The organism is Micromonospora cynarisoli, from assembly GCF_030518815.1.
GTDB classification, from domain to species: Bacteria; Actinomycetota; Actinomycetes; order Mycobacteriales; family Micromonosporaceae; genus Micromonospora; species Micromonospora wenchangensis.
In genome coordinates, this window is the sequence record NZ_CP130426.1 from 5,101,056 (window position 1) to 5,126,625 (window position 25,570).

A 25,570-nucleotide genomic window follows, 5' to 3' on the forward strand; every position below is an offset into this window, starting at 1 on the left:
CCGGAGGAGATCTCCCGTGCTGATCACGCTCATCTCCGGCCTCGTGGTCGGGGCCGTCTACCTGCTGGTAGCTGTCGGTTACAACATCACCTACCTGTCCGGCGGGGTGCTGAACTTCGCGTTCGGCTACATGCTCGTCCTAGGCTCGTTCCTCGCCTGGGCCGGCAGTGAGTCCGGCCTGCCGCTGATCGTTCTGCTGCTCGCGGGAGTCGTGGGCGGCGCGGCACTGGGCCTGCTGGAGGAGCGGTTGGCCATTCGCCCGATCAAGCACGGGGGGTCCCACACGGAGCTCATCACGACGGTCGGGTTCGCCACCGTCGTGACGGGCGCGATCCTGCTGATCTGGGGAGCCGACGTGCGCAAGGTGCCGGCCATGGTCGCAGGAGAGATCCCGATCGGGTCGACCTCGATCACCGGCGCCGAGTTGCTCCTGCTTGTCACCGCGATCGGCCTCGCGGGCGCGTTCGGCACATGGAGTCGCCGCTCGCGGATCGGCCTTGCGAGCCTCGCCCAGTCCGAGGACCGGGAGGCGGCGATGCTGCTGGGCATCGACGTGCGCAAGCTGTCGCTGCTGTCGTTCGCGGTCGCCGGGGCGCTGGCCATCGTCCTCGGGTTCGTCATGGGCCCCAAGACGTTCGCCGCCCCCGAGTTCGGCGCGCTGCTCGCCGTCAAGGGCTTCGCGGTGCTCGCCCTCGGCGGAGTCGGCAGCTATCTCGGTGCCGCCATCGCCGGTCTGACCGTCGGGGTCATCGAGGCGCTGTCCTCGTACCTGTGGTCCTCGGAGATCCAGACGCTGACCGTGTTCGTGCTGTTCCTGGTGGTGCTCGCCGTGCGCCCGCAGGGCCTGTTCGGCCAGCGAGCAGGAAGGGTCGTCTGATGTCGAACGCGCTGATCCGGCTGCGTGCCGTCGCACCCTGGGCCGTCGGCGTCGCGCTCCTGCTTGCCGGACCGTCGATCGGTCTGATCGACGCGGCGTGGTCACGCGAGATCATCCTGATCGGGATCCTCGCCCTGCTCGTCTCGAGCCTGAACCTGAGCTTCGGGTACAGCGGTGAGCTGGCGCTCGGTCAGGTCGCCTACTACGCCGTCGGCGCGTACGTCTCGGGGTGGCTGGCCCTCAACGTGACCCCCGAGTTGCTGATCGCGTTGCCGCTCGCGTCCGTCGCCTCCATGCTCGTCGCGGTCGTCGCGTCGGCCGTGACCGTGCGCCTCGGTGGCTGGGCGCTGGCGGTGTCGATGTTCTTCCTCGTCCTGCTCGTGCCCGACATCGCCGGGCTCTTCAAGGAGCAGCTCGGCGGGTTCGAGGGCCTGGTGGCGATCCCGCTGCCGACCCTGGCCGGGGTCGAGCTGACCCCCGAGCAGTTCTATCTCGTGGCCGTGATGGTCACCGTCGCCTGGCTCGTCCTGGTCGGGCACCTGGTGTCGTCGCGGTTCGGCGCGTCGTTCCTCGTCCTGCGAAAGAGCAAGATCCTCGCCTCGTCGCTCGGCATGTCGCCGTACTCGCTGAAGTTCCGCGCGTTGCTGGTGGCCGCGATCCCTGCGGGCGTCGCCGGCACGCTGTTCGCCTTCCTCGACGGCTTCGTCGCCCCCACCGCATTCAGCCTGCACCTGACCATCACGGTGCTCGCCGCCTCGATCCTGGGCGGCCCCAGGACGGTCGTCGGCGCAGTGCTCGGCGCCGCGCTGATCCAGATCGGTCCGAACCAGCTGACCTGGTTCGCCGACTACGCCTACATCGCCTTCGGCGTGTTCTTGATCGTCGGTGGCCTGCTGTTCTCAAACGGCATCGTCGGCGCGCTGCGGACGCTACGCTCGCGATTCCAGGCAGAGCCCGGTGTGCTGGCGGGCCACCTGGTGGCGCCCGGCGACGCGCCGACGCCGGCCGTCCGCGGTGCGCTGTTGGAGGTCGAGAACGTCGCCAAGGCGTTCGGGGGCAACCAGGCGCTGGTCGACGCCGGGTTCGTGGCGCGACCGGGCGAGATCACGGCGCTGATCGGGGCGAACGGCTCAGGCAAGACGACACTGTTCAACGTGATCAGCGGCTTCGTCCCGGCCGACTCGGGATCGGTGCGGCTCGGCGGCGAGCAGATCCTGGGCCTTCCGCCGCACGGTGTCGCACGGCAGGGCGTGGCGCGGACCTTCCAGACTCCGCTGGTGCCCGAGGGCCTCACGGTCGAGCAGGCGGTCCAGACCGCGGTGTTCGCCCAGCGCCCGCTCACGATGCCGGAGACGATGCTGCGGCTGCCCCGGCACCACGCCTCCCGACGGCACGAGGTGGAGACGGCCCGCGCGGCCCTCGATGCGCTCGGGCTGACCGGCATCGCGACCCGGCAGGCGGCCGACATCCCGCTCGGGACGAGACGCCTCCTCGAACTGGCGCGAGCCCTGGCCAGCAACCCGAAGGTGATCCTGCTCGACGAGGTGGCCTCGGGGCTCGACGAGCACGAGCTGATCGCACTCGAACACCTGCTGGCCCGGCTGGCGGCGGCCGGCGCGACGGTGGTGCTGGTGGAGCACAACTTCGCGCTCGTGCGACGCGTCGCCGACCACGTCGTGGTCCTGGCACAGGGACAGGTCGTGGTCGACGGCGCGGCCGAGGAGGTCGCCTCGCATCCGTTCGTCCAGCACACCTACCTGGCGGGTTCGCGCCATGCGGACCAGGACCGGGTGGCCGTCGAAGGGGCAGCGTCATGAGCGACCGGGAGGTGGTGCTCGCCGCCGAGGGTCTCCGCGCCGGCTACGGCGACATCCTCGCAATCTGGGACGCCAACATCGAGATCCGCAGGGGAGAAGTGACGGGCCTGCTCGGCCGCAACGGCGCGGGTAAGTCGACGATCTTCCGTGCGCTCGCGGGCCTGGCGACGGTCCAGGCCGGCACCGTGACGTGGCGCGGGGACGACATCACCGCACTGCCCCCGTTCAAGCGGGCGGCCCGGGGCCTGGCGGTCGTCCAGGAGGGCAAGCGGATCTTCCGGCAGCGGTCGATCGAGGAGAATCTGCTCCTCGGCGGCTTCTCCACCCGCCTGGGCCGTAAGGCACTGGCCGGCCGGGTGAAGACCATGTACGAACGCTTTCCCGTGCTGGCCGACCGCAGGCACGAGCACGCCGGTGGCCTCAGCGGCGGGCAGCAGCAGATGCTGGCGATCGCCCAGGCCCTGATGAGTGGACCGAGCGCGATCCTGCTCGACGAGCCGACGGCCGGGCTCGCGCCCTCGATCGTCGCCGAGGTGCTCGGGGTCGTCACCCGGCTGGGCCGTGAGGAGGGACTGGCGGTGCTGCTGATCGAACAGGACGTGGAGCTTGTGGCGGACATCGTGACCTCCGCGACCGTGCTCGAGCTCGGGCGGGCCGTTTACCACGGGCCGCCCGACCCCGCCGCGATCCGCGCGGCGATGGAGGCCGTGCACGCCCCGAGGGGGACGGCATGATCGATCTCGGCGTCGTCCGCGCCGCCGTCGCGGACCTGTTGCGCGAGTGCGGATCCGGCCCGTACGACCCCGTGGAGTTCCTCGGAGCGCAGTTCGACCAGGGCCTGGCATGGGTGCACTTCCCGCAGGGGCGCGGCGGTCGAGGGTGGGACCGCGCCGCGCAGGCGGAGGTCAACCGCCTGCTCGAGCAGGCCGGCGCGCCCGACGGGTACGCCCGCAACCCGATCGGGCACGGGATGGCCGCCGCGACGATCATGGCCCGCGGCGACGACGCGCAGCACGACCGCTACCTTCGACCGTTGTGGACCGGCGAGGAGGTCTGGTGCCAACTCTTCAGCGAACCCGACGCCGGCTCCGACCTCGCGGCGGTGCGCACCAGGGCGGTGCGTGACGGCGACGGCTGGCGGGTGACCGGGCACAAGGTCTGGACGTCGCTCGCGCACCGCGCCCGCTGGGCCATCCTGCTTGCCCGTACGTCACCCCACCTGCCCAAGCACCGCGGGATGACCTTCTTCGTGTGCGACATGCACGCCGACGGCGTCACGGTCGAGCCGCTGCGCCAGATCACCGGCGAGGCGGAGTTCAACGAGGTGTTCCTCGACGGCGTGTTCCTGCATGACAGCCTGCGGATCGGTCCGGTCGACGACGGCTGGCGCGTCGCGCAGACCAGCCTGGGCAACGAGCGCGTCGCCATCGGCGCCCGACCCCAGCCGCGCGAGGGCGGCATGATCGGCCTGGTCGCCCAGCTGTGGCGCGACCAGGCCCACCGCCGTACCCCCGGGCTCCACCGACGCCTGCTGCACGGTTGGGTCGCGGCCGAGGCGGCGCGGCTCGCCAGCGAGCGGCTGGGACAGCTCATGGCGGTCGGGGCACCGGGCCCGGAAGGGTCGGCGAGCAAGCTGGCGTTCGCCGTGGTCAACCAGTCGCTCAGCGGCCTGGCGCTCGACATCCTCGGCCCCGACGCCCTGCGCTTCCCCGACTACACCATGACGCAGCCGTCCGAATTCGCGTTCCACGGCAAGGATCCCCGCTGGAACTACCTGCGCTCTCGGGCCAACTCGATCGAGGGAGGTACCTCCGAGGTGTTGAAGAACGTGATCGGTGAACGGATCCTCGGGCTGCCGAGGGAACCCGCCGTGGACCGCGAGGTGGCGTTCGAGGACCTGCCCCGATGAGCGACGTGCGGCTGACCTACACCGACGTCGAGGCGGAGCTCCGCTCGGCCGTGCGCCGCCTGCTCGCCGACCGCGAGGACCTACCGGCGCAGCTCGTCGCCATGGAACACGAGGTGCCACACGACGGATCCACCTGGAAGGCGCTCGACGAGGAGATGGGCCTGTCACTGCTGGTGCTGCCGGAAGAGATCGGCGGCGCTGGCGCTGGCGCGCACGAGCTGGGCGTCGTGATGGAGGAGATCGGCCACCACCTCGCGCCGGTGCCGTTCCTCGGGCATGCCGCCCTGGCCGCGGGCGTCGTCGCGCGGCTTGGCTCGCCCGCGCTCGTCGAGCGGTTCACCCGGTCGACCCCGACGGCCGTCGCAGTGCCCGTGCACCGGGCCTGGTTCGACCCGTTCCCGGAGCAGGTCCGCTGGTCGGGCGAGCACCTCGACGGCGCGGTGGACCTCGTGCTCGACGCCACCCACGCCACGACCCTGCTCCTGCCCGCCGTCTCCGACGACGGGCCGGTGCTGGTCCTCTGCGACGCGGCTGCGGCGGCGCGTGCCCGCGTGGCCGGGTTCGACCTGACGCGTGACCTCAGCCGTATCGACCTCGACGGCGTGCCGGGGGAGGTGGTCGCCCGGGGTGACGCCGCCCGCGTCGCCCTGACGGCGGGCACCCACCTGGCCACCGCTGCCCTGGCCTGCGAGCAGGTCGGAATCGCCGAGCGCGCGCTCGAACTCGCGGTCGAGCACGCCCGGGCCCGCATGCAGTTCGGCCGCGCGGTCGGCAGCTTCCAGGCGGTCAAGCACCGCCTCGCGGACGCGTGGGTGGCCGTGACTCAGGCCCGGGCCGCAGCCCGCAACGCCGTGGACGCCGTCGCCCGCGACGACGACGTCGCACTCGCCCTGGCGGTCGCCTCGATCGTCACCGACGACGCCGCGGTGCTCGCCGCCGAGACCTGCGTCCAAGCGCACGGTGGGCTGGGCTTCAGCTGGGAGCACCCGGCACACCTGTTTCTCAAGCGTGCGCGGGCGAACATGCAGGCATTCGGTTCCGCCGAGGCCCATCTCGACCTCGTGGCCGACCTGGCCGACCTCCCGGCGCCGCACCCGAACGAGACACGACACGAGGTGATCCGATGACGAGAAGACGGCTGGCCGCGCCGGCGGACGTGCTCTGCCCGGCGCAGATGGTCCGCCAGCAGGCGAAGGCGCGACCCGACCACGCGGCCCTCGTGTGCCAGGGCGTCGAGCTCACCTACGCCGAGCTCGACGAGCGGTCGAGCCGGGTCGCGGCGGGCCTCAAGGCCGCCGGTCTGGGCGCGCGCGACCGCGCGGTGGTGATCGGCAAGAACAGCATCGAGCACTTCGAGCTGCTGCTCGGTGCCCTCAAGCTCGGCGCGATCTGCATCGACCTGAGCTGGCGCCTGTCGCCGGCCGAGCTCGAGGAGATCGTCGACGACGCCACGGCGACCTTCGTGGCCGCCGACGCGTTCGTGATCGACGCCGTCGTCGCTCGCGCGCCGTCGCTGTTGGCGGGGCGGAAGGTGGTATGCACCGGCGGCGACGCGTCGCAGGCGGACGCCGAGCCCTACTCCCAGTGGCGCGACCGGCACCCGGCAGCCGACCCCGGGTTCGAGGGAACCGAACAGGACATCGCCTTCCACTTCTACACCTCCGGCAGCACGGGGCTGCCCAAGGGCGTCCTGCTGTCAAACCGCAACAACTGGGGATACGTCGAGATAGCCCACCGGTACTACGCGTTCCACCCGGACGCGGTGATCCTCGTCGCGATGCCGCTGTTCCACATCGGCGGGATGGGCTGGTCGATGGCGGGCCTGAGCGTCGGCGCGACGCTGGTCGTGATGCCCGACGTCGACCTTGACGAGGTGCTGGACCTGATCGAGGTCCGCCGGGTCACCCACATCCTGCTGACCCCGGTGTCGATCGCCGAGCTGATGCGTCGTCCTCGCTACGCCTCGACGGACCTGTCGAGCGTCGAGCTCGTCCTGTACGGCTCGGCTCCCATGCCGGAGCCGGTGCTCCACCAGCTGATCGCCACGACGTCGTGCGAGGTGTGGCAGGGCTACGGCATGACGGAGACAACCGGGACCTTCGCGTTGCTCAGCGACGACGATCACCGGTCGGGGCGTGCGGACCTGCTGAGGTCGGCGGGGCGTCCCGCCCTGGGCGTCGAGCTGCGCATCGTCGACCCGGCGACAGGTGAGGACCTCGTCGGCGATGCCGTCGGCGAGATCTGGGTGCGGTCGAGCAACGTCACGGTCGGCTACTGGCGCCCTCGCCCCGGCTCGGGTGAGGCGTTCGCCGGGGACGGCTGGTTCCGCACCGGCGACGCCGGGTACCGCGACGCGGAGGGCTACGTCTACCTGCGCGACCGTGTCAAAGACATGATCATTTCCGGCGGTGAGAACGTGTATCCGGCCGAGGTCGAGCGCGTGCTCGCGACCCATCCGGCCGTGCGCGAGGTGGCCGTCATCGGTGTGCCCTCCGAGCGGTGGGGGGAGACGCCGCTCGCCCTGGTCGTCCCCGAGGCCGGCACCGAGCCGACCCCCGACGAGCTGATCGCGTACTGCCGCGAACGCATCGCGCACTTCAAGTGCCCCACCGCGGTCGAGCTGCGCTCCTTCCTCGAACGCAACCCGAGCGGCAAGTTCCAGAAGCACCTGCTGAGGGCGCCGTACTGGCGTGACCGCGAGCGGTCCATCAACTGAGCGGAGTTCTCCCCATGCGACGTCGCATCTTTGGCCGGGACCACGAGGATTTCCGCGGCACGGCGGACGCGTTCTTCCGGCGTGAACGCGAGAACCTGGACACGTGGACCAGCGAGGGCCGGGTCGACCGTGGATTCTTCGAACGGGCCGGCGAGCTCGGGCTGCTGGGCCTGCGCGTACCGGAGGAGTACGGCGGGAGCGACGCCGGCACGTACACCTTCAACGTGGTGTTGAGTGAGGCCGCCGCCGCGGCGAACGTCTCACTCGTCGGCCTGCGCGTGCACGCCGAGGTGGTGTTGCCGTACCTGCTCAAGTACGGCACCCCGGAGCAGCGGGCGCGGTGGGTCCCGGCGATGGTGGCCGGCACGACGGTCGGCGCGATCGCGATGTCGGAGGCCGACACCGGTTCGGATCTCGCCGGCATCGCCACCAGGGCGGCCCGCAACGCCGACGGTGACTTCGTGCTCTCGGGTGCCAAGACCTTCATCACCAACGGCACGAACGCCGACCTGGTCGTGGTCGTGGCCCGCACCGGCAGCGGGGGCGACCGGCGCGCCGGACTGTCCCTGCTGGTCGTCGAGGACGGCATGCCGGGATTCACCCGCGGCAATCCGGTCGGCAAGCTCGGCCTGAAGTACTCCGACACCGCGGAACTGTCGTTCGACGACGTCGTGGTGCCTGGGGGCAACCTCCTCGGGGAGGAGGGCCGTGGCTTCGAGTACCTGACGTCGAACCTGCCGCAGGAGCGCATCAGCATCGCGGTCGGCGCGATCGCGATGAGCCAGGCCGCCCTGCGACGGACGATCGAGTACGCGCGTGACCGACAACTGTTCGGGACGTCCCTCGCCAGCCTGCAGAACACCCGGTTCGTGCTCGCCGAGGTGGCGGCCGAGATCGAGACCGCGCAGCAGGCGCTCGACAACGCGGTCGTCGAACTCGACGAGGGCACACTGAGCCCGGAGGACGCCGCCAAGATCAAGCTTGTCGCCACCGAGGTGCAGGCCCGCACCGTCGACAAGTGCCTCCAGGTGCACGGCGGCTACGGCTACATGACCGAGTACGACATCGCCGCCATGTATGCCGACGCCCGGGTGACGCGCATCTACGGCGGCTCCAGCGAGGTCATGAAGGTCATCATCAGCCGCTCGCTCGGCCTGGGGGCGAGCCGATGAGCCCCGTCCCGACAACCACGACCGTCGCCGTCGACCTCGACGGCGCAGTCGCGACCCTGACGCTCAACCGCCCAGAGCGGATGAACGCGTTCGACCCCACGATGGTCGCCGAGTTCGCGGACATCTGGGCCTGGGTGCGCACCGACCCCCGGGTGCGGGTCGTCGTGCTGCGCGCGGCCGGCGACCGTGCCTTCTGCACGGGCATGGACGTGCGGGCCCAGTGGAGTTGGCCAGACGACGTGTGGTCGCACGAAGACCCGGGCCGGACCCTGAGCCCCAAGTGGGGTCAACGCGTCTGGAAGCCGTTGATCTGCGCTGTGCGGGGCATGGCCGCAGGGGGCGCGTTCTACTGGCTGAACGAGGCCGACCTGGTGCTCGCCGCACCGGAGGCGACGTTCTTCGACCCCCACGTGACCTACGGCATGACCGCCGCCCCGGGCCCCATCGGGCTGAGCCGGCGCATCGGCGTGGGCGCCGTGCTCGAGCTGACCCTCCTCGGCAACGACCGCCGCCTCGACGCGCAGCGTGCCTACCAGTTGGGGCTGGTCAACGAGGTGGTCGACGGCGGCCGGCTCGACGCCCGCGCCGCAGAACTCGCCCGCGTGCTCGCCGAGCGTGATCCCACGGCTGTGCAGGGTGCCGTCCGCGCCGTGTGGGAGAGCCTCGACCTGCCCCGCACCGTCGCACTCGAACGATCCCTGTCCTACTCGCAGATCTCGACCGCCGCCCGGCGGCCTGCCGCCGAAGGAGCCTCATGACCACCCCGACCGCGCCGGTGACCGGACGACTCGACGGCCGCGTCGCGATCATCACCGGGGCCGGTGCCGGTCTCGGCCGTGAGCACGCCCTCCGGCTCGCCGCCGAGGGCGCGCGGGTCGTGGTCAACGACCTTGCCCCGGGCGATGGCCGGCCAGACCTCGCCGCCGCGGTGGCGGACGAGATCGCCGCAGCCGGCGGCACTGCGGTCGCCGTCCACGCGGACGTGTCGGACTGGCAGGCGGCCGGAGGGCTGATCGAGTCGACGTTGCAGTCGTTCGGCCGCGTCGACGTGGTGGTGAACAACGCGGGTGTCCTGCGCGACGCACTGCTCGTCGCGATGGACGAGGCGGAGTGGGACGACGTGATGCGGGTGCACCTGAAGGGGCATGCGGCACTCTCGCACCATGCCGGCGTGCACTGGCGTGAGCGCTCCAAGCGCGGCGACGAGGTCGCCGCGTCGGTGGTCAACACGTCGTCGACGTCCGGCCTGTTCGGCAACGTCGGCCAGGCGAACTACGCGGCGGCGAAGGCCGGCATCATCGGTCTGACCCTGACGACCGCGCTCGAACTCGAACGCTACGGCGTGCGGGCCAACGTGCTGGTTCCGGCGGCGCGGACGGCGATGACCGAGAGCGTCCCGGCGCTCAGAGTGCTGATGAGGGCACCCGAAGACCCGGCGGACTTCGACCCCTGGCACCCCGCCCATGTGTCGACCTACGTCGCCTGGCTCGCGTCGGCGACCTGCCCGCTCAACGGCAGCGTCGTGTTCGCCTCCGGCCGGGCCGTGCGCCCCGTTCAGACGTTCTTCCGCACCGAAGGCATCGCCGCAGTGGACGCACCCATCTCTGTGGAGACGTTGGACGAGCGGTTGCCCGGTCTCGTCGCGGCGCTGGAGCCACGCGCATGACGACGGTCGCGGACCCGGTCGCCGGGCGGTACGGCCTTCGGCTGACCCGTACCGAGGCGCTCGCGGTGCGGGTCGACGTGCCGGGCACGGGCCTGACGGTCGACGACCGGGGCCGCCTGCGGCTGTCCGCGCTGGTGGCGGCCGCCGACGTCGCGGCCGGAGTGTCGACCGGATACGCGGCCGCGCCGCGCTGGACGCTCACGGCCGACATCGACCTGCACCGGGCCGACGTCGCCTGCCGGGACGGTGCCGCAGTCGTCGGGGAGGTCGCCATGCACGGCCGGCGCCTGCTGCTGGCACGGGTCCACGCGACGGCGTCGGGCGGGCCGGCGTCGGGCGGGCGGCGGGGAAACCCGTCCGATCTTGACCCGACCCAGGGCTTCGTCGCTGCGGGGAGCGTCAACCACGTCCACCTGGCGCCGTCCGTCGAGCCGGTCTACCGCTCGCTGGAGATCGGGCACGGCGTCGATTTCGCGGCGACGCCGACCACCGCGTCGACCCCGAGCGATGCCTTCGGGCTGTGCCATGTGGAGCGGGCGGACGGCCGGGTAGCCGTCCAGATCACGCTCACGCCGGAGACCGCCAACTTCTACGGATTCCTGCACGGAGCGATGACCGGCGTGCTGGTCGAGGAACTCGCGGGGCGCGAGCTCGACCTGGTGGAGGACCTGAACATGCGATTCATGCGAAGCGTGACACAGGGGCCGGCCGAGGCGACGGTCGTCGATCGCATCGTCTCCGGACGACGGGCGGTGCTGATCATCGAGGTGGTCGACTCCAGCACCGGTGTCGTGGCGACGCGTGCCTTCGCGTCCGGCCCGATCCGGTCCCGGGGCACGGGAGGTCCGTCGCATGCCTGAACGGCTGGTCGTCGTCGGGGCGTCGCTGGCGGGCCTGCGGGCGATCGAGAGCGCCCGCAGGGCCGGGTTCGGCGGCGCGATCACACTGGTCGGCGCCGAGGAGCACCTGCCCTACGACCGGCCGCCGTTGTCGAAGGCGTTTCTCGCCGACGACGCACCGGGCGGCCAGCCCGTGCCATTCCGCAGCCGCGCGCATCTGGTCACCGAACTCGGGGTCGAGCTGCTGCTGGGCGTGCGGGCCGTGGGCGTCGATGGGGCGGCCCGGTCGATCGCGCTGGCCGACGGCCGAGAGTTGCCGTTCACGCGGGCGGTCCTGTCGACTGGCGCCCACGTGCGGCGGTTGCCCACCGTCGGGGACGGTCCAGGCGTGCACCACCTGCGCACCTGGGACGACGCGGTCGCCCTCAAGGAGGCGTTGCGCACCGCGCGACGCATCCTCGTCGTCGGGGCCGGCTTCATCGGCTCCGAGGTCGCCTCGGCCGCCGTCAAGCGTGGATGCGAAGTGGTGATGGTCGAGGTGGCGAGCAGCCCGCTGGAGCGGGCGTTCGGCGCGGAGATGGGGATCGCCTGCGTCGACCTGCACACCCGGGCGGGTGTGGACGTGCGGCTGGGGGTCGCGGTCGTCTCGGTCGGCCCGGGCGACGGCGGGCTGCTCGTGGAGTTGTCGTCGGGGGACACCCTGCGCGTCGACAGGGTGGTCGTCGGCGTCGGCGCTGCCCCGACGACCGGGTGGCTCGAGGGCTCGGGGATCGCCGTCGACAACGGCATCGTGTGCGACGCCTCGCTGGAATCCAGCGTCTCGGGCGTGTTCGTGGCCGGCGACGTGGCGCGCTGGCAGGACGCGGCGTCGGGCCACTCGCTGCGGCTGGAGAACTGGACCGCCGCAGCCGAGCAGGGTCAGCTGGCCGGGCGCCGCGCCGCCGGTGGCCCTCCGGAAACGTACCGGCCCGTCGCCTACTTCTGGTCCGACTGGCACACGACCCGCATCCAGATGCTCGGCACCTCCGTCGGCGCGGATGCCGAGGTGGTCGACGGCTGCGTCGAGGACGGGCGCTGGGTCGCCGGGTACCGTCGCGGCGACGCGCTGGTGGGCCTGCTGTCGGTCGGCATGCCCGCGGAGACGATGAAGTACCGGACGCTCGTCGCTGCCGGGGCCGGGTGGGACGACGTCCTGCGACTCGCCGCCGACCGGCGGGAGAAGCGGACCGCCGCGCTTCGCTGATGTGCCGAGTCGGCCCCGGTCGCGTGGCGGTGGCGACCGGGGGGCGTGCCGTGCGGTGTCAGGTGCGGCGCGGTGTCATGACGGCAGGACGGCGAGGGGGCGTACGCCGACGACGTCGCCCGGGTCGAGCGCCGTCAGGCTGCCCTCGTGGCGCACCACGAGCCGCCCGTCCAGGTCGACGCCCTCGGCCGTGCCGAGCAGCATCGTGCCGTCGTGCAGCTCGGCCTCGACGTCGACCCTGATCGACCCGCAGACCGAACCGTAGTCCGCCACGAGCCCGCTGGGGCCGGGGCGGCGTGCGAAGTCCGACCAGCGCCGGTAGAGCCGCTCGAAGCCGCGAAGCGTTTCGATCACGAGAGACGCGGCAGCGGGGCGCTGCGCCGCGTACTGCTCCAGCGAGGCGGGCGCGCCGGTGAAGGGTCGCCCGTCGGAGGCGAGCACGATGTCGAAGGCCACCCGGGTCAGCGTCGGGGTGGCGGTAGCCGAGACGGTCGCGATGCACTGGCCGTCGGGGGCGATCAGGCGGTCGGGCCAGACCGACCACACCGCCACGCCGGTGTCGCCGCGGACGGCCTCGGCGAGCGCCGACGAGGCCATCAGTGTGAGCCACGTCGGCTGGTCGGCAGGATCGGGGGCGAGGCTCGCCTCAACGTGGACCTCGTATGTGCCGGGCTCCCGGTCGTCGACGGCCAACACGACCTCGCCGGGGCGTTCCGGCGTGCCGCCGCCGACCTCCACCCGTTGCCACAGGCACGAGCCGGCGGTCAGGGCCGGGCCGATGGTGGTGGGATCGAGCAGGAGGGTGGCGGTCATCGATCTTCGTCTCCGGACGGGTTGCGGTCAGGCGGTACGAAGCCGTCGAGCAGCGCGATGATGCAGGCGTGGAACCGTTCCTCGGCGCTCATCGTGACCGCCGACAGCGCCGAGTGTAGGGCGCTGTAGTTCTCCTCGGCGTCGCCGAAGTTGGGGATCGCGCCGCGCAGGCTGGCGGTGCTGTACATGGCGTGGCCGATGGCGATCGCCTCGAGCCCCTCCATGACGGTCGAGATCAGCTCGCGGGGAACCCCGCCGTCGGCCAACACCTGGGCCGACTGGGCGTACAGACCGATGCTCAGCCGCCGGGGCAGGCCGTCCATCATCAGGGGCAGCACGTTGGGGTGCCGGACGAAGGCCCCGCGGAACGATCGGGTCAGTTCGATCGCCCAGGCGCGCCAGTCGCCGTTCGGCGGAGGCACCCGTACCTCCTGGAGGACCAGCATCGCGACCGCCTCCAGGATGTCGGCCTTGCTGTCGACATAGTGGTAGAGCAGGCCCCCGGTGACCTGGAGAGTCGATGCCAGGTGCCGGATGTTGAGTGCTCCCAGGCCGTCGCGATCGACGATCGCCAGCGCGGCGCGGATGACCCGCTCGCGGGACATCGGGCCGGGAGCCAGCGGCGGCTTCGCCTCGTCGAGGTCCTGCAGGTCGTCGAGCATCATCGTCTGTCCTCGGTGAAGCGGCGTCAGACCCGCTCGATCACGGTCGCGACCGCCATTCCGCCACCCGTGCACATCGTCACGAGGCCGGTGGTGCGGTCGGTCCGCTCGAGCTCGTCCAATACGGTCTGAACCAGCATGACACCCGTCGCGCCGATCGGGTGGCCCAGGGCGATCGCCCCGCCGTTTACGTTCACCACACCGGGGTCGAGGCCGAGCAGTTCGCTGGTCTCCAGGGCCACGGCGGCGAACGCCTCGTTGATCTCCCACAGGTCGATGTCCTTGATGGACATGCCGGCCTTGCGGAGCGCCTTCCGCGCGGCGGGGGCGGGGGCCGACAGCATGATGACCGGGTCGCAGCCGACTGTCGCGGACGACACGATGCGGGCGCGTGGCGTCAGGCCGTTGTCGCGGACGTGGTCCTCGCCGGCGACGACCAGTGCCGCAGCGCCGTCGACCACCCCTGAGGAGTTGCCGGCGTGGTGCAGGTGCCGGACCGCCCCGACCTCGGGGTAGGCCGACAGGGCGGCCTCGTCGAAGGAGGTCGTACGCCCGGGTGGCACGCGCGCACCCAGCGCTTCGAACGAGGGGCGGAGGGCGGCCAGGCCCTCCCGCGTGGTGCCCTCGCGGACGAACTCGTCGGCCCTCAGGACGATTGCCCCGCTGTCGTCGCGGACCGGCACGATGGAGCGGGCGAAGCGGTCCTCGCGCAGGGCGGTGGCGGCACGCTGCTGGCTCATCACGGCCCACCCGTCCAGCTGCTCGCGGGTGTAGCCGCGCTGCGTCGCGATCAGGTCGGCGGAGATGCCCTGCGGCACCAGTGGGTACTTGTCGTGCAGCGCCGGGTTGGCGCCGTCGATCGCGCCCGAGCCCGCTGGCGCCGGCCACCGCGACATCGACTCGACGCCGCCCGCCACCACCAGATCCTGCTCGCCGGAGCGCACACCCATCGAGGCGACGGCCACCGCCTGCAGGGCGGAGCCGCAGTAGCGGTTGAGCGTGTAGCCGGGGGTCGTGTAGGGCCAGTTGGCCGCCAGGACCGCGAGGCGGCCGATGCTGTGGCCGTGGTCACCCTGGTTGCTGCTGTTGCCGACGACGACCTCGTCGACGACGTGCGGGTCCAGGCCGCGCTCGACGAGGGTGTCGAGGACCTGCGCGAGGAGGTGCTGCGGATGGATGCCGTGCAGCGATCCGGTCGCCTTGCCCCGGCCGCGAGGGGTGCGGACCCCGTCGAGGATGTATGCGTCGCCCATGTGCGCATCCCTTCGTTGAACTTAGTTTACACGCGGGGGATCGCGTGCCTAGGGTGGCTGCCATGACTCGTGTAGACGTGGCCAGGCTCGGCGCGGTGGCCCGTGTCCGGCTCAACCGACCAGCGACCAAGAACGCGATAGACCAGGCGATGTGGGCCGGGCTGAAGGAGGCCGCGGAGCAGCTCGCCTCGGACGACTCCGTGCGTGCCGTGCTGCTGTGCGGGGCCGGCGGTGACTTCTCGTCCGGCGCCGACCTGCGCGACAGCGGCGACGCCCACCACACGACGAGGATGCGCTACTGGAACAGTGTGGTGGCCCAGTGGCACCACCTGCCCAAACCGACCGTCGCGGCCGTCTCGGGAGTGTGCGTCGGCATCGGGATGAACCTCGCGTTGGGCTGCGACCTGGTGGTCGCCGACCCCCGCGCCCGGTTCTGCGAGATCTTCTCGCGCCGCGGGCTCGTCGTCGACGGCGGCGGCTCGTGGCTGCTGCCCCGGCTGGTGGGCCTGGCGCACGCCAAGCGGCTCGTCATGCTGGGCGACTTCGTCTCCGCCGACGAGGCACTTCGGCTGGGCCTCGTCGGCGAGGTGAGCGGGGAGGGCGCCGCCGAGGAGCGGGCGCTCGAACTCAGCGAGCGCCTGGCGGCCGGCCCCACCATCGCGCTCGGCCTGTCGAAGGCGCTGCTGAACGCGTCCTTCGACTCGTCCTATGCCCAGGCGCTCGCCGCCGAGGCCAACGCCCAGACGGTCGCGGTCGGCACCCAGGACGTCAAGGAAGCCGTCCGCGCGTTCCAGGACAAGACGGAGGTCGTCTTCCATGGACGGTGAACGACGCGACTACGCGCCGCGCTCCTGACGGAACCGCATGTCGGGGAACAGTTGGCTGGCGATGCTGTTGCGCAGCACCGCCGGGGCGCCGCCGGCCACGATCGCGCTGATCGCGTCGCGGTGGATGCGCTGGATCGGGTAGTCGAGGTCGACGCCGTTGCCACCGTGCAGTTCCAGGGCCTTGAGCGTGAGGTCTGGCAGGCGGGTCCCGCCGAACAGCTTGGCGATCGTGACGGGCAGGGCCTGTGGGAACGTGCCGTCGACGGCGGTCGCGGCGGCGCGGTAGCACAGCAGGCGGTGCGCCTCGATGATCGTCCACATCTCCGCGAGGGTGTGGTACGTCGACTGGAACTCCATGACGGGGCGGCCGAACACCTCTCGCTTCCTGACGTAGGCGGTGACCTCGTCGAACGCGGCCTCGGCCATACCGAGGGTGAAGCTGGCGTTGTGCAGCCGCTCAAGGTTGAACGCCGTCATCAGGCGCGCGAAGGAGCCGGGGCCCTGGATGAGGTTGACGAGGGGCACGCGCGCATTGCGCAGGGTCACGTTGCCGTGCGCCAGGCCGCGCAGGCCGACGAACGAGGGGCCCCGCTCCAGGGTGACTCCCTCGGCGTCGCCCTCGACGACCACGGCCCCGATGCCGCGGTGGCCAGGAGTGCCCTCGAAGCGTGCGAAGACCGCGTAGAGCTCGTTGTCCACGGCCCCGGTGACGAAGCTCTTGTCCCCGTTGAGGATGATCTCGTCGCCGTCGATCACGGCCGTCGTCTCGAGGTGGTTCAGGTCGGATCCGTGCCTGGGCTCCGTCAGCGCTATGGCGCAGCCCAGCTCGCCCTGGACGATCGCGGGCACGTACTTGTTCTTCAGGTCCTCGCTGTCGGCGAGGAGGATCATCGCGGGACCGGGGCCCGTGGTGCAGAACAGCGGCTCACACGGCTGCCAGGTCTGCGCGGCACGGAAGATCGCTGCCGTCGCGATCAGGTAGTCCAGGGCGGTGCCGCCCTGGCCGCCATACTGCTTGGGCATGGTCAGGCCGAAGAAGCCGAGCTCGCCCATGCGCTGCGTGATCTCGCGGTAGGGCGCGACGTTGTCCGCATCCCACCTTCGGGCGTGCTCGCGGAACTCGGCGCCCGCCTCGGTGGCACGGGCATGCAGGTCGAGTTGGTCGGGGCTGAGGTCGAAGTCCATCGTCATTCCTTCGTGCGGGTCGTCGCGACGTCCCTCGCCGCGCCGAGGTCGATGAGCTCGCGTACGCGCTCGTCGGGCACGCCCCACCGGGTCAGTCCGGCGTACGTGTGGCTGCCCGGCGGGGTCGGCCCGGTGGGCGCGGACGTCGGTGTCCCCGAGAAGCGTGGGGCGGGCGCGGGGTGTGTGACGCCGTTGACGTCGACGAACGTGCCGCGGGCCAGGTGGTGCGGGTGCTCCGGAGCCTCACGCATCCCGAGCACCGGCGACAGGCAGGCGTCCCGGCCGGCGGCCCGCTCGACCCAGTGGTCCCGGGGTGCCGTGGCGATCCGCTCGGCGATCAGCTTGCGCAGGTGCGTCCAGCCGGCGCGGTCCCGCTGCGGCGGCAGCGGGGCGGGATCGATCCCGAGGACCTCGAGCAGCGAGGCGTAGAACGGCCCCTCCAGCGCGCCGATGGCGACCTCGCCACCGTCGGCCGCGACAAACACGTCGTAGAAGGGCGCTCCGGTGTCCAACACGTTGGTGCCGCGCGCCTCGGTCCAGGAGCCGTCCGCCATGAACCCGCGCACGAAGGTGCCGAGCAGGGCGGCGCCGTCGACCATGGCGGCGTCGACGACCTGCCCGTGGCCCGTGGAGCGCGCGGACAACACGGCGCTGAGCACGCCGACGAGGAGCAGCATGCCGCCGCCGCCGAAGTCGCCGAGCAGGTTGGCCGGCGGAGTCGCGGGCGTTCCCGCGCGGCCGAGGACGGAGAGCAGCCCGGACACGGCCAGGTAGTTGATGTCGTGTCCCGCCTCCGCGGCGAGCGGTCCCTCCTGACCCCAACCGGTCATCCGGCCGTAGACGAGGCGTGGGTTGCGGCCGAGACAGACGTCCGGCCCGAAGCCGAGGCGTTCGGCAACGCCGGGACGGAATCCCTCCAGCACGACGTCGGCCGTCTCGACCAGGTCGAGCAGCGTCGCGACGGCCTCGGGATGCTTCAGGTCGAGCGCGACACTGGAGCGGCTGCGGTTGAGGAGGTCGTGCCGGGGGTCGCGATCGAGGGTGGTGCTGGCCGGCGTGACGCGGTCGACCCGAAGGACGTCGGCGCCAAGATCCGCCAGCACCATCGCCGAGAAGGGCACCGGGCCCATCGCGGCGATCTCCACCACCCGCAGCCCCAGGAGCGGGCCGCCCCCGCGTGGCCGACCGCCCTGCCGGCGGTGCTCAGACACGTGAGAGCGCCTCGGTCGGGCAGGCGGCGATCGCCTGGTCCACGCGGTCGGCCTGGTCGTCGGTGAGCTTCTCGGTCAGGAGCACGACTTCGCCGGCCCCGTCGACCTCGAAGACGTCGGGGGCGAACGCCTCGCAGACGCCGAGTCCGTTGCACCGGGAGCGATCGACGACGACACCCATGGACAGGCCCCTTTCTTCGTGCTGCCGCAGGGGCCGGCCCATGGGCTACGATCATCATTGAACTAAGTACAACGACCTGTTGAACAAAGTACAACGGTGCCGTCGGGCGTGGCAACCGGAGCGAGAGGGCGGGGTCGGGGATGAGAGCGGCACGACTGGTCGAGGGCCGATCGGACCTGGTGATCGAGGAGGTTCCCGACCCGGCGGTCCCGGCGGGGTGGGCCATGGTCGAGGTGGGTGCCGCCGGACTGTGCCACACGGACCTCCACCTGATGGACGGTGTCCAGTTCACGACGCGGTTCGGCAAGGACTACACGATCCGCCGTCCGCGGGTGCTCGGCCACGAGATCGCCGGCACCGTGGTGCGGGTCGGCGCGGGTGTCACCTCCGTCGCCGTCGGCGACCGGGTGGCGGTGGGCGGGCGACGTGAGCCCGGCACCTCGCCCGGCCTCCACATCGACGGCGGCTTCGCCCAGTTCTGCTCGGTACCCGCCACCGAGCTGGTCGCGATCCCTGACCACGTCTCGTTCGCCGCCGCCGCGGTCGCGACCGACTCCATCCTGTCCGCCTATGTGGCGGTGACCCGGGCTGGCGAGGTCCGCTCCGGCGAGGTCGTCGGCATCGTCGGTCTGGGCGCGCTGGGCATGAGTGGTCTGCGTGCCGCGGTCCTGGCGGGCGCCGAGGCGCACGGCGTCGACCTCGACGCCGACCGGCGTGACGCGGGTGTGGGCAACGGGGCGGTGTCCTGCTTCGGCTCGGTCGAGGACCTCGCCGATGTCCGCCCGTCCCTCGTGGTCGACTTCGTCGGTGGGAAGACCACCCGCACCGCGCTCGACGTCGTGCAGCCCGGCGGGCGGGTCGTCGTCATCGGCCTGGAGAGCCGCGACCTGACGATCGACGCGTTCTCGCTCATCCTCGGCCGTAAGCGGCTGATCGGCGCGCTGGGCTCGGACCACACCGAGGACTTCGAGAGCGTCGTACGGCACCTCGCGGCCGGCGACTTCGCGCCAACCACGGAGATCATCGACTTCGACGACATCGGCGAGGGCTTCGCCCGCCTGCGGGCGGGCTCGGTGCGGGGCCGGCTCGTCGTGCAGCCGAACGGTGCCCCCGCGTGAGCGCCACCTCCCGCCTCGACGGTCGGTGCGGCATCGTGACCGGCTCGTCGCGGGGACTGGGTAGGGCCTTCGCCTGTCACCTGGCCCGGCAGGGCATGGCCGTCGTCGTCAACGGCACCGACCCGGCCGCGGTCGACGAGGTCGTCACCGCGATCACCCGGGACGGCGGAACCGCCACGGCCGTGCTGGGCTCGGTGGCCGAGGAGCCCACGTGGGACGCACTCGTCGACGCGTGCCGCTCGCTGGGCTCGGTCGACCTGCTGGTCAACAATGCGGGCATCCTCCGTGACCGGTCGGTGCTGAAGATGGCACCCGAGGATTTCGACGCGGTCGTGGCGGTGCACCTGCGGGGAACGTGGGGTTGCTCGACGCGCGTGGCGCGTGAGATGCGGACGGGCGGCGGCGGCTCGATCGTGTCGATCGGCTCCGGCTCCGGACTGTTCGGGATGTTCGGCCAGGCCAACTACGCGGCGGCCAAGGCCGGCATCGTGGGGCTGAACCGGGTCCTCGACCTGGAACTCACGCGCTACGGCATCCGCTGCAACGTGCTGTGCCCCGTGGCCCGCACCGACATGACCTCCGTCCTCGCCGGGGACGGCCCGTCGTACGCCCTGGAGTTTCCGGACCCGAACCACGTCGCCCCCATCCTGCCCTGGCTGGCCTCCGAGGCCGCCGAGCACGTCCGCGGCCAGGTGATCTCCTTCGATGGCGAGGAACTGGGCATCTGGAGCCATCCGCAGCGGGCGGCGTCGGGTGGCCGGCCCTGCGGAACGTGGACGGCCGAGGACTTCGGGTCCGTCGTCGTCGAGGCGTCGTTGCAACAGCCGCACCCCGACCGGTGGGGTCGCGGCGCGGTCACGGCCTGACGGCGGGCGTGCCGGGGGTGCCTGCCCACTCCGTCGCGGTGTCGTCGCCCGCCAGTTGGGCAGCAGGCCATCGACCCGACCGCACCTGCCGGCGTACCACCCTGACGACCTGGGCGGCGACGGCGTTGACGGGACGGGGGACCTGCGCCGTGCGGGGCAGCCCGAGGACGATTGACCGGGTGATGGTCGGGTCGGTGAGCGGGGCGCCGCTCAAGGTGCCGTCGGCCACGTCGTCGGCGACGCCCGCGGCGGGCAGTACCGTCCAGCCCTGCCCGGAGAGCACCATCAGCTTCTGCATCCGCATGGAGTTCACCTCGACCGTGATCTCCGGCTCTGCGGCGCTCTCGGCCCGCGCCCGGTCGATGATGGCGCGCAGGCCGTGGCCGGGCACCGGAAGCGCCAGTGGCCGTTGCCAGAGCTCCGCCCACCGCAGCGGCTCGTCGGGAGAGAGGCCCGCCCCGGGTGGGGCAGCCGCCCACAACGTCTCCTCGACGAGAGGCAGGACGGCGAGGGCCGGCGTCGGGGCGAGGTTGTAGAGCAGGGAGAGGTCCACGTCGCCCGCGTCGAGCCACTGCTGCAGGTGACCCGAGTACGCCGTCAGCAGCCGCAGCTCGATGCCGGGATGTCGCTCGGCGACGGCCGCGACGAGGGGGGTGGCGAGCACGTCGACGACGCTCTCCAGGATGCCGACCCGCACCACGCCGGTGACCTGACCCGACGCCGGGGTGACCTCCGCCCGGGCTCGTTCCAGCTCGTGCAACGCCCGTCGAGCCCGCTCCACGAGGATCGTGCCCTCAGCCGTCGGCACCATCCCGTTGCGGGTGCGTTCGAACAGCGGCACTCCCAGCTCCTCCTCCAGGCTGCGGATGTGCCGGGTGACGGCCGGCTGCACGAGGTGCAGCAGCCGGGCGGCCTTCGTGACGCTCCCGACCTCGCTCACCGTCACCAGCGACGTCAGCTGCTTGATGTCCATGCCGTTGTGGCCTCCCATGCCGGCCGCCGATCGACCCATCACAAGATGCTATTCGCCAACACTCCAGATAGCGATACATGATGGGTTGCGGGTGCCGGCAGCACCCACATGCCCGCCCGCCGTACCCCACCGACCGGGCCGTCCGACGGCGACTTCCCCGCCGGTGCCGGCGAGAAGACCACGTCGAAAGGAAGCCAGCGTCGTGAACGACATCCTCGACGAGCTGAGCGCTGACGAGGCGGCCATCGTCGAACTGGTTCGGGACTGGGTCGACGCCGAGGTCAGGCCGGTCGCCCGGGAACTCGACCACAGCAACACGTACCCGGCCGACCTGATCGACCAGATGAAGCGGATGGGAATCTACGGCCTCGTCATCCCGGAACCGTGGGGCGACGCCGCCGTCTCGGCCTCCTGCTACGCCGCGGTGACCGAGGAACTCGCCCGCGGCTGGATGAGCCTCGCGGGCGCCATGGGCGGCCACACGGTCGTCGCCAAGCTTCTGCTCCACCACGGCACCCAGGAGCAGAAGGACCGCTACCTGCCGATGATGGCGACCGGCGAGATCCGGGCAACCATGGCACTCACCGAGCCAGGGGGTGGCTCCGACCTCCAGGCCCTGCGGACCACCGCCCGCAGGGACGGCGACGACTACGTCGTCAACGGGACCAAGACCTGGATCACCAACGCCCGACGGTCCCAGCTGGTGGCGCTCCTGTGCCGCACCGACCCGGATGCCCGGCCGGCGCACCGCGGCATCAGCATCCTCCTGGTCGAGAAGGGACCGGGCTTCGAGGTCTCCCGTGATCTGCCCAAGCTCGGCTACAAGGGCGTGGAGAGCTGCGAACTCTCCTTCTCAGACTTCCGCGCGCCGCAGACGGCGCTGCTCGGCAAGGACGAGGGCCGAGGCTTCGCCCAGATGATGCGGGGCCTCGAGATCGGCCGCATCCAGGTGGCCGCCCGCGCTCTCGGCGTCGGCCGGGCCGCCCTGGAGGACTCCCTGCGCTATGCGCAGGAGCGCACGAGCTTCGGAAGGGAGATCTGGGAACACCAGTCCATCGGCAACTACCTCGCCGACATGGCCACCCAGCTCACCGCCGCCCGTCAGCTCGTCCGGTACGCCGCCCGTCGTTACGACGCCGGGCAGCGCGCCGACATGGAGGCCGGGATGGCGAAGCTCTTCGCCTCGGAGACGGCGATGAAGATCGCCCTCGACGGGATCCGGATCCACGGCGGATACGGCTACTCCACCGAGTTCGACATGGAGCGCTACTTCCGCGACGCGCCACTCATGATCGTCGGAGAGGGAACCAACGAGATCCAGCGTAACGTGATCGCCCGCGAGTTGGTCAAGCGGCACCGGGTGACGACGTGACGGTGGATGCCGACAGCGCCCGGGCCCGCAGTTGGCTGTTCGTCCCCGGAAGCCGCGCCGAGCGCTTCGCCAAGGCGACCGCCAGCGGTGCCGACCAGGTCATCCTCGACCTGGAGGACGCCGTCGACGCGGGTGTCAAGGACCGCGCCAGAGACGACGTGGTCGAGTGGCTACGGCGCGGCGGGCACGCCTGGGTCCGGACGAACGGCGTCGCCACCCGATGGTGGGACTGCGACGTCGCCGCCCTCAAAGACGCAGGCCCCGGGCTGCTCGGCCTCGTGCTGCCGAAGGCCGACACCCGCGCGGTGGCCGTCGCCGCCGACCGGACGCACGGATCGCTGCCCCTCGTCGCGCTCGTGGAGACCGCCGGCGGCCTGCGGGACGCGTCCGGGATCGCGGCGCACCCCGCGGTGGCGGCGCTGGCGTTCGGTGCGCTCGACTACGCCCTCGACGTCGGCGTCACCGACGACACGGCGCTCGACTTTGCCCGGCACACCCTGGTCCTCGCCACCCGAGCGGGTGGTGCGGCCCTGCTGATCGACGGCGTCTCCGCAGCCGTGACCGACACCGACGCCGTCACCCGCGACGCCGCCCGGGCCCGGGCCCTCGGGTTCGGGGGCAAGCTCTGCATCCATCCGGCCCAGATCGCGGCCGTCCATCACGGCTTCGCGCCCACCGCCGACGAGGTGGCATGGGCGACCCGGGTCGTCGCCAGCGCCGACGCGCTCCCACCGGAGCGGGCCGGGGCGTTCCGGGTGGACGGACGCATGGTCGACCGGCCCGTGCTGCTCCGCGCGCGCCGCCTCCTCGCCCAGACCGAGCGGCCCCTGGGAGGGATCGCGTGAACCCGCTGGACGGCATCACCGTGGTCGCCCTCGAGCAGGCCGTGGCCGCGCCCTTCGCCACCCGCCAGCTCGCCGATCTCGGCGCCCGCGTCATCAAGGTCGAACGCCCACGGGTGGGCGACTTCGCCCGCGACTACGACCGAACGGTCCACGGCCAGGCCAGCTACTTCGTGTGGCTCAACCGGGGCAAGGAGTCCGTCGAACTCGACATCAAGGACAGCGGCGACCGGGCCGTGCTGGGTGGCATCGTCGAGCAGGCCGACGTCGTCATCCAGAACCTCGCTCCCGGCGCGGTCGAGCGTCTGGGCCTCGACGCCGCCACGCTGCGCGCCGGCCGCCCCGACCTGATCCACTGCTCCATCTCCGGATACGGGCAGGCCGGCCCCTACGCCGGCAAGAAGGCGTACGACCTGCTGATGCAGTGCGAGGCAGGCCTGCTGGGCACGACCGGCACCCAGGACGAGCCGGCCAAGGTCGGCATCTCGGTCGCCGACATCGCCACCGGCATGTACGCCTACAGCGGCATCCTGACCGCCCTCTACGAGCGGCAGCGGACCCGGATCGGCGCCACCCTGACCGTCGCCATGATCGACGCTTTGGGGGAGTGGATGACCCAGCCGGTGTACTACTCGGTGTACGGAGGCCACGAACCCCGACGCACTGGCGCCCGGCACGCGTCGATCGCACCCTATGGCCCCTACCGTGCCGGTGACGGTGCCCTCGTCTACCTCAGCGTGCAGAGCGACCGCGAGTGGGGGGCGCTGTGCGTCCGCGTCCTCGGCGCTCCCGGGCTGGCGACTGACCCGCGCTTCGCGCACAACCCCGAGCGGGTGGCCAACGACGACGCGATCACCGCCATCCTCGAAGCCGCGTTCGCGGCGCACCCGGCCGACGAACTCGTCGACATCCTGGACGGCGCGGGCATCGCCTGCGCCCGGATGCGCACACCCGCCGAGTTCTTCACCCACCCGCAACTCGCCGCCAGGAACCGTTGGCGCGTCGTGCCGACACCGGCCGGCGACGTCCGCGCGCTCCTGCCTCCCGTCACCGCCGAGGGACACGAACCCCGCATGGGCGCGGTGCCCGCGCTGGGAGAGCACAACCAGGCGATCCGGGCGGAGTTCGGCCCGCCCACCGCACGCGAGGAGGCGAGCGCATGACCACCACCGCAGTCGTCCGCCGCCGCGAGGTGATCCAGCCCGGCCCGGCCGAGGCCCTCGGGGCGCTGCTCGGCGTCACCGTGCCGGATCTTGCCGGGGAGGGCATCCCGCTGCTCTGGCACTGGCTCTATCTGCTGGACCGGCCGGCCACCGCCGACCTCGGCGCGGACGGGCACCCGGTGCGCGGCACGATTCCGGCACCGCCCGGGTCCGGCCGACGCCGAATGTGGGCCGGCGGCTCGGTGACCCGGCTCGCGCCCCTGAGGGTGGGGGAGGAGGCCGTCCGCGAGAGCGTCGTGGAGTCCATCACCGACAAGGACGGCCGCACCGGCCGCCTCACCTTCGTCACGGTGCGGCACCGGGTCACGCAGGCCGGCCGGCTGACCGTCGACGAGCGGCAGGACATCGTCTACCGCGACCTGTCACCGGCACCCACCGCGTCGGCGGAGCCGGAACCGGTCGTCGTGCCCGCAGGTGCCGACGAGCGGACGATCGACGTCACGCCGGTGCTGCTGTTCCGCTACTCCGCCCTCACCTACAACGGCCACCGGATCCACTACGACCGGGAGTACGCCACCCTGGTCGAGGGCTACCCGGGCCTGGTCACCCATGGGCCGCTCCAGGCGCTCGCGATGGCCGAGGCGGCCCGAGCCGCCGGCCTGGCCGACGCGCCGGTGCTGACCTTCGACTACCGGCTCGTCGCTCCGCTCTTCGACGACCAGGGCCTGATCGCCCGCGCGTTCGCGGCAGGCGGCACGGTCACCACCCGGGTCCGTGACCGCACCGGCCGGGAGACCGCCCACGGGACCCTGAGCAGGCACCCCTGACTGCGCCCGGGCGGGGAGGCCGGCCGCCCCTCCTCCAC

The 25,570-nt window shown here is 71.9% G+C and carries 25 protein-coding genes; 18 read left to right on the forward strand and 7 right to left on the reverse strand.

Going from position 1 to position 25,570, the window contains the following annotated elements:
- Nucleotides 1-16 precede the first annotated feature (16 nt).
- The 11 genes from Q2K16_RS22160 to Q2K16_RS22210 are packed head-to-tail and all read left to right on the forward strand — an operon-like array spanning nucleotide 17 to nucleotide 12,239.
- Nucleotides 17-877 carry a branched-chain amino acid ABC transporter permease gene (locus tag Q2K16_RS22160; protein ID WP_302739843.1) on the forward strand — a complete coding sequence of 287 codons (861 nt, stop codon included), beginning with the start codon at nucleotides 17-19 and terminating at the stop codon, nucleotides 875-877.
- Nucleotides 877-2,694, forward strand: a complete 1,818-nt coding sequence (locus Q2K16_RS22165; protein WP_302739845.1) for a branched-chain amino acid ABC transporter ATP-binding protein/permease — start codon at nucleotides 877-879, stop codon at nucleotides 2,692-2,694. The genes Q2K16_RS22160 and Q2K16_RS22165 overlap by 1 nt, the downstream gene beginning before the upstream one ends.
- Nucleotides 2,691-3,428: an ABC transporter ATP-binding protein gene (locus Q2K16_RS22170; RefSeq protein ID WP_302739847.1), complete on the forward strand. Its 738-nt coding sequence runs from the start codon at nucleotides 2,691-2,693 to the stop codon at nucleotides 3,426-3,428. The genes Q2K16_RS22165 and Q2K16_RS22170 overlap by 4 nt, the downstream gene beginning before the upstream one ends.
- Nucleotides 3,425-4,603, forward strand: coding sequence for an acyl-CoA dehydrogenase family protein (locus Q2K16_RS22175; RefSeq protein ID WP_302739849.1), 1,179 nt, complete (start codon nucleotides 3,425-3,427; stop codon nucleotides 4,601-4,603). The genes Q2K16_RS22170 and Q2K16_RS22175 overlap by 4 nt, the downstream gene beginning before the upstream one ends.
- A complete protein-coding gene (locus Q2K16_RS22180; RefSeq protein ID WP_302739851.1) occupies nucleotides 4,600-5,730 on the forward strand; it encodes an acyl-CoA dehydrogenase family protein in 1,131 nt (376 codons plus the stop codon). The genes Q2K16_RS22175 and Q2K16_RS22180 overlap by 4 nt, the downstream gene beginning before the upstream one ends.
- The gene (locus Q2K16_RS22185) at nucleotides 5,727-7,319 is read left to right on the forward strand and encodes a long-chain-fatty-acid--CoA ligase (protein WP_302739853.1); all 1,593 of its coding nucleotides are present in this window, start codon (nucleotides 5,727-5,729) and stop codon (nucleotides 7,317-7,319) included. The genes Q2K16_RS22180 and Q2K16_RS22185 overlap by 4 nt, the downstream gene beginning before the upstream one ends.
- Nucleotides 7,320-7,333: 14 nt before the next feature.
- Nucleotides 7,334-8,491, forward strand: a complete 1,158-nt coding sequence (locus Q2K16_RS22190) for an acyl-CoA dehydrogenase family protein (RefSeq protein ID WP_302739855.1) — start codon at nucleotides 7,334-7,336, stop codon at nucleotides 8,489-8,491.
- Nucleotides 8,488-9,249 (forward strand): enoyl-CoA hydratase/isomerase family protein, encoded by a 762-nt coding sequence (locus Q2K16_RS22195; protein WP_302739856.1) that lies wholly within the window; start codon nucleotides 8,488-8,490, stop codon nucleotides 9,247-9,249. Before Q2K16_RS22190 ends, Q2K16_RS22195 begins: the two co-directional genes overlap by 4 nt.
- Nucleotides 9,246-10,157: an SDR family NAD(P)-dependent oxidoreductase gene (locus tag Q2K16_RS22200; RefSeq protein ID WP_302739858.1), complete on the forward strand. Its 912-nt coding sequence runs from the start codon at nucleotides 9,246-9,248 to the stop codon at nucleotides 10,155-10,157. The genes Q2K16_RS22195 and Q2K16_RS22200 overlap by 4 nt, the downstream gene beginning before the upstream one ends.
- The gene (locus Q2K16_RS22205) at nucleotides 10,154-11,017 is read left to right on the forward strand and encodes a PaaI family thioesterase (protein ID WP_302739860.1); all 864 of its coding nucleotides are present in this window, start codon (nucleotides 10,154-10,156) and stop codon (nucleotides 11,015-11,017) included. Before Q2K16_RS22200 ends, Q2K16_RS22205 begins: the two co-directional genes overlap by 4 nt.
- On the forward strand, nucleotides 11,010-12,239 hold the full coding sequence (locus Q2K16_RS22210; RefSeq protein ID WP_302739862.1) for an NAD(P)/FAD-dependent oxidoreductase: 1,230 nt from the start codon (nucleotides 11,010-11,012) through the stop codon (nucleotides 12,237-12,239). The genes Q2K16_RS22205 and Q2K16_RS22210 overlap by 8 nt, the downstream gene beginning before the upstream one ends.
- A gap of 75 nt (nucleotides 12,240-12,314) precedes the next feature.
- Here Q2K16_RS22210 and Q2K16_RS22215 read toward each other — a convergent pair whose 3' ends face one another.
- The 3 genes from Q2K16_RS22215 to Q2K16_RS22225 are packed head-to-tail and all read right to left on the reverse strand — an operon-like array spanning nucleotide 12,315 to nucleotide 14,967.
- A complete protein-coding gene (locus Q2K16_RS22215; protein WP_302739864.1) occupies nucleotides 12,315-13,052 on the reverse strand; it encodes a hypothetical protein in 738 nt (245 codons plus the stop codon).
- Entirely contained in the window at nucleotides 13,049-13,717 is a 669-nt protein-coding gene (locus tag Q2K16_RS22220; protein ID WP_302739865.1) for a TetR/AcrR family transcriptional regulator, read from the reverse strand. The genes Q2K16_RS22215 and Q2K16_RS22220 overlap by 4 nt, the downstream gene beginning before the upstream one ends.
- A 23-nt stretch (nucleotides 13,718-13,740) precedes the next feature.
- On the reverse strand, nucleotides 13,741-14,967 hold the full coding sequence (locus tag Q2K16_RS22225; RefSeq protein WP_302739867.1) for an acetyl-CoA C-acetyltransferase: 1,227 nt from the start codon (nucleotides 14,965-14,967) through the stop codon (nucleotides 13,741-13,743).
- Nucleotides 14,968-15,029: 62 nt separating this feature from the next.
- Here Q2K16_RS22225 and Q2K16_RS22230 point away from each other — a divergent pair, with 62 nt between their 5' ends.
- On the forward strand, nucleotides 15,030-15,794 hold the full coding sequence (locus Q2K16_RS22230) for an enoyl-CoA hydratase/isomerase family protein (RefSeq protein ID WP_302739869.1): 765 nt from the start codon (nucleotides 15,030-15,032) through the stop codon (nucleotides 15,792-15,794).
- 9 nt (nucleotides 15,795-15,803) lie between these two features.
- On the opposite strand, the gene Q2K16_RS22235 is transcribed toward Q2K16_RS22230, so the two are convergent.
- From Q2K16_RS22235 to Q2K16_RS22245, 3 genes are read right to left on the reverse strand one after another with little or no spacing between them, the layout of a single operon-like run.
- Nucleotides 15,804-16,979, reverse strand: coding sequence for an acyl-CoA dehydrogenase family protein (locus Q2K16_RS22235; protein ID WP_302739871.1), 1,176 nt, complete (start codon nucleotides 16,977-16,979; stop codon nucleotides 15,804-15,806).
- A gap of 2 nt (nucleotides 16,980-16,981) precedes the next feature.
- Entirely contained in the window at nucleotides 16,982-18,190 is a 1,209-nt protein-coding gene (locus Q2K16_RS22240; protein ID WP_302739873.1) for a CaiB/BaiF CoA transferase family protein, read from the reverse strand.
- On the reverse strand, nucleotides 18,183-18,371 hold the full coding sequence (locus Q2K16_RS22245) for a ferredoxin (RefSeq protein ID WP_302739875.1): 189 nt from the start codon (nucleotides 18,369-18,371) through the stop codon (nucleotides 18,183-18,185). Before Q2K16_RS22245 ends, Q2K16_RS22240 begins: the two co-directional genes overlap by 8 nt.
- Nucleotides 18,372-18,511: 140 nt before the next feature.
- On the opposite strand from Q2K16_RS22245, the gene Q2K16_RS22250 reads away from it, so the two are divergent.
- Both Q2K16_RS22250 and Q2K16_RS22255 read left to right on the forward strand, forming a co-directional pair.
- Nucleotides 18,512-19,489 (forward strand): zinc-binding dehydrogenase, encoded by a 978-nt coding sequence (locus tag Q2K16_RS22250; RefSeq protein ID WP_302739876.1) that lies wholly within the window; start codon nucleotides 18,512-18,514, stop codon nucleotides 19,487-19,489.
- Nucleotides 19,486-20,355, forward strand: coding sequence for an SDR family NAD(P)-dependent oxidoreductase (locus tag Q2K16_RS22255; protein ID WP_302739877.1), 870 nt, complete (start codon nucleotides 19,486-19,488; stop codon nucleotides 20,353-20,355). The genes Q2K16_RS22250 and Q2K16_RS22255 overlap by 4 nt, the downstream gene beginning before the upstream one ends.
- Here the strand turns inward: Q2K16_RS22255 and Q2K16_RS22260 are convergent.
- Nucleotides 20,345-21,367, reverse strand: coding sequence for a LysR family transcriptional regulator (locus Q2K16_RS22260; protein WP_302739879.1), 1,023 nt, complete (start codon nucleotides 21,365-21,367; stop codon nucleotides 20,345-20,347). The genes Q2K16_RS22255 and Q2K16_RS22260 overlap by 11 nt on opposite strands.
- Nucleotides 21,368-21,530: 163 nt before the next feature.
- Between Q2K16_RS22260 and Q2K16_RS22265 the strand changes: the two genes are divergently transcribed.
- Genes Q2K16_RS22265 through Q2K16_RS22280 form a run of 4 tightly spaced genes read left to right on the forward strand, consistent with a single transcriptional unit; the run spans nucleotide 21,531 to nucleotide 25,532 of the window.
- The gene (locus tag Q2K16_RS22265; protein ID WP_302739880.1) at nucleotides 21,531-22,700 is read left to right on the forward strand and encodes an acyl-CoA dehydrogenase family protein; all 1,170 of its coding nucleotides are present in this window, start codon (nucleotides 21,531-21,533) and stop codon (nucleotides 22,698-22,700) included.
- On the forward strand, nucleotides 22,697-23,545 hold the full coding sequence (locus Q2K16_RS22270; protein WP_302739881.1) for an HpcH/HpaI aldolase/citrate lyase family protein: 849 nt from the start codon (nucleotides 22,697-22,699) through the stop codon (nucleotides 23,543-23,545). The genes Q2K16_RS22265 and Q2K16_RS22270 overlap by 4 nt, the downstream gene beginning before the upstream one ends.
- The gene (locus tag Q2K16_RS22275) at nucleotides 23,542-24,705 is read left to right on the forward strand and encodes a CaiB/BaiF CoA transferase family protein (RefSeq protein WP_302739882.1); all 1,164 of its coding nucleotides are present in this window, start codon (nucleotides 23,542-23,544) and stop codon (nucleotides 24,703-24,705) included. Before Q2K16_RS22270 ends, Q2K16_RS22275 begins: the two co-directional genes overlap by 4 nt.
- Entirely contained in the window at nucleotides 24,702-25,532 is an 831-nt protein-coding gene (locus tag Q2K16_RS22280; RefSeq protein WP_302739883.1) for an HTD2 family dehydratase, read from the forward strand. The genes Q2K16_RS22275 and Q2K16_RS22280 overlap by 4 nt, the downstream gene beginning before the upstream one ends.
- Nucleotides 25,533-25,570 lie beyond the last annotated feature (38 nt).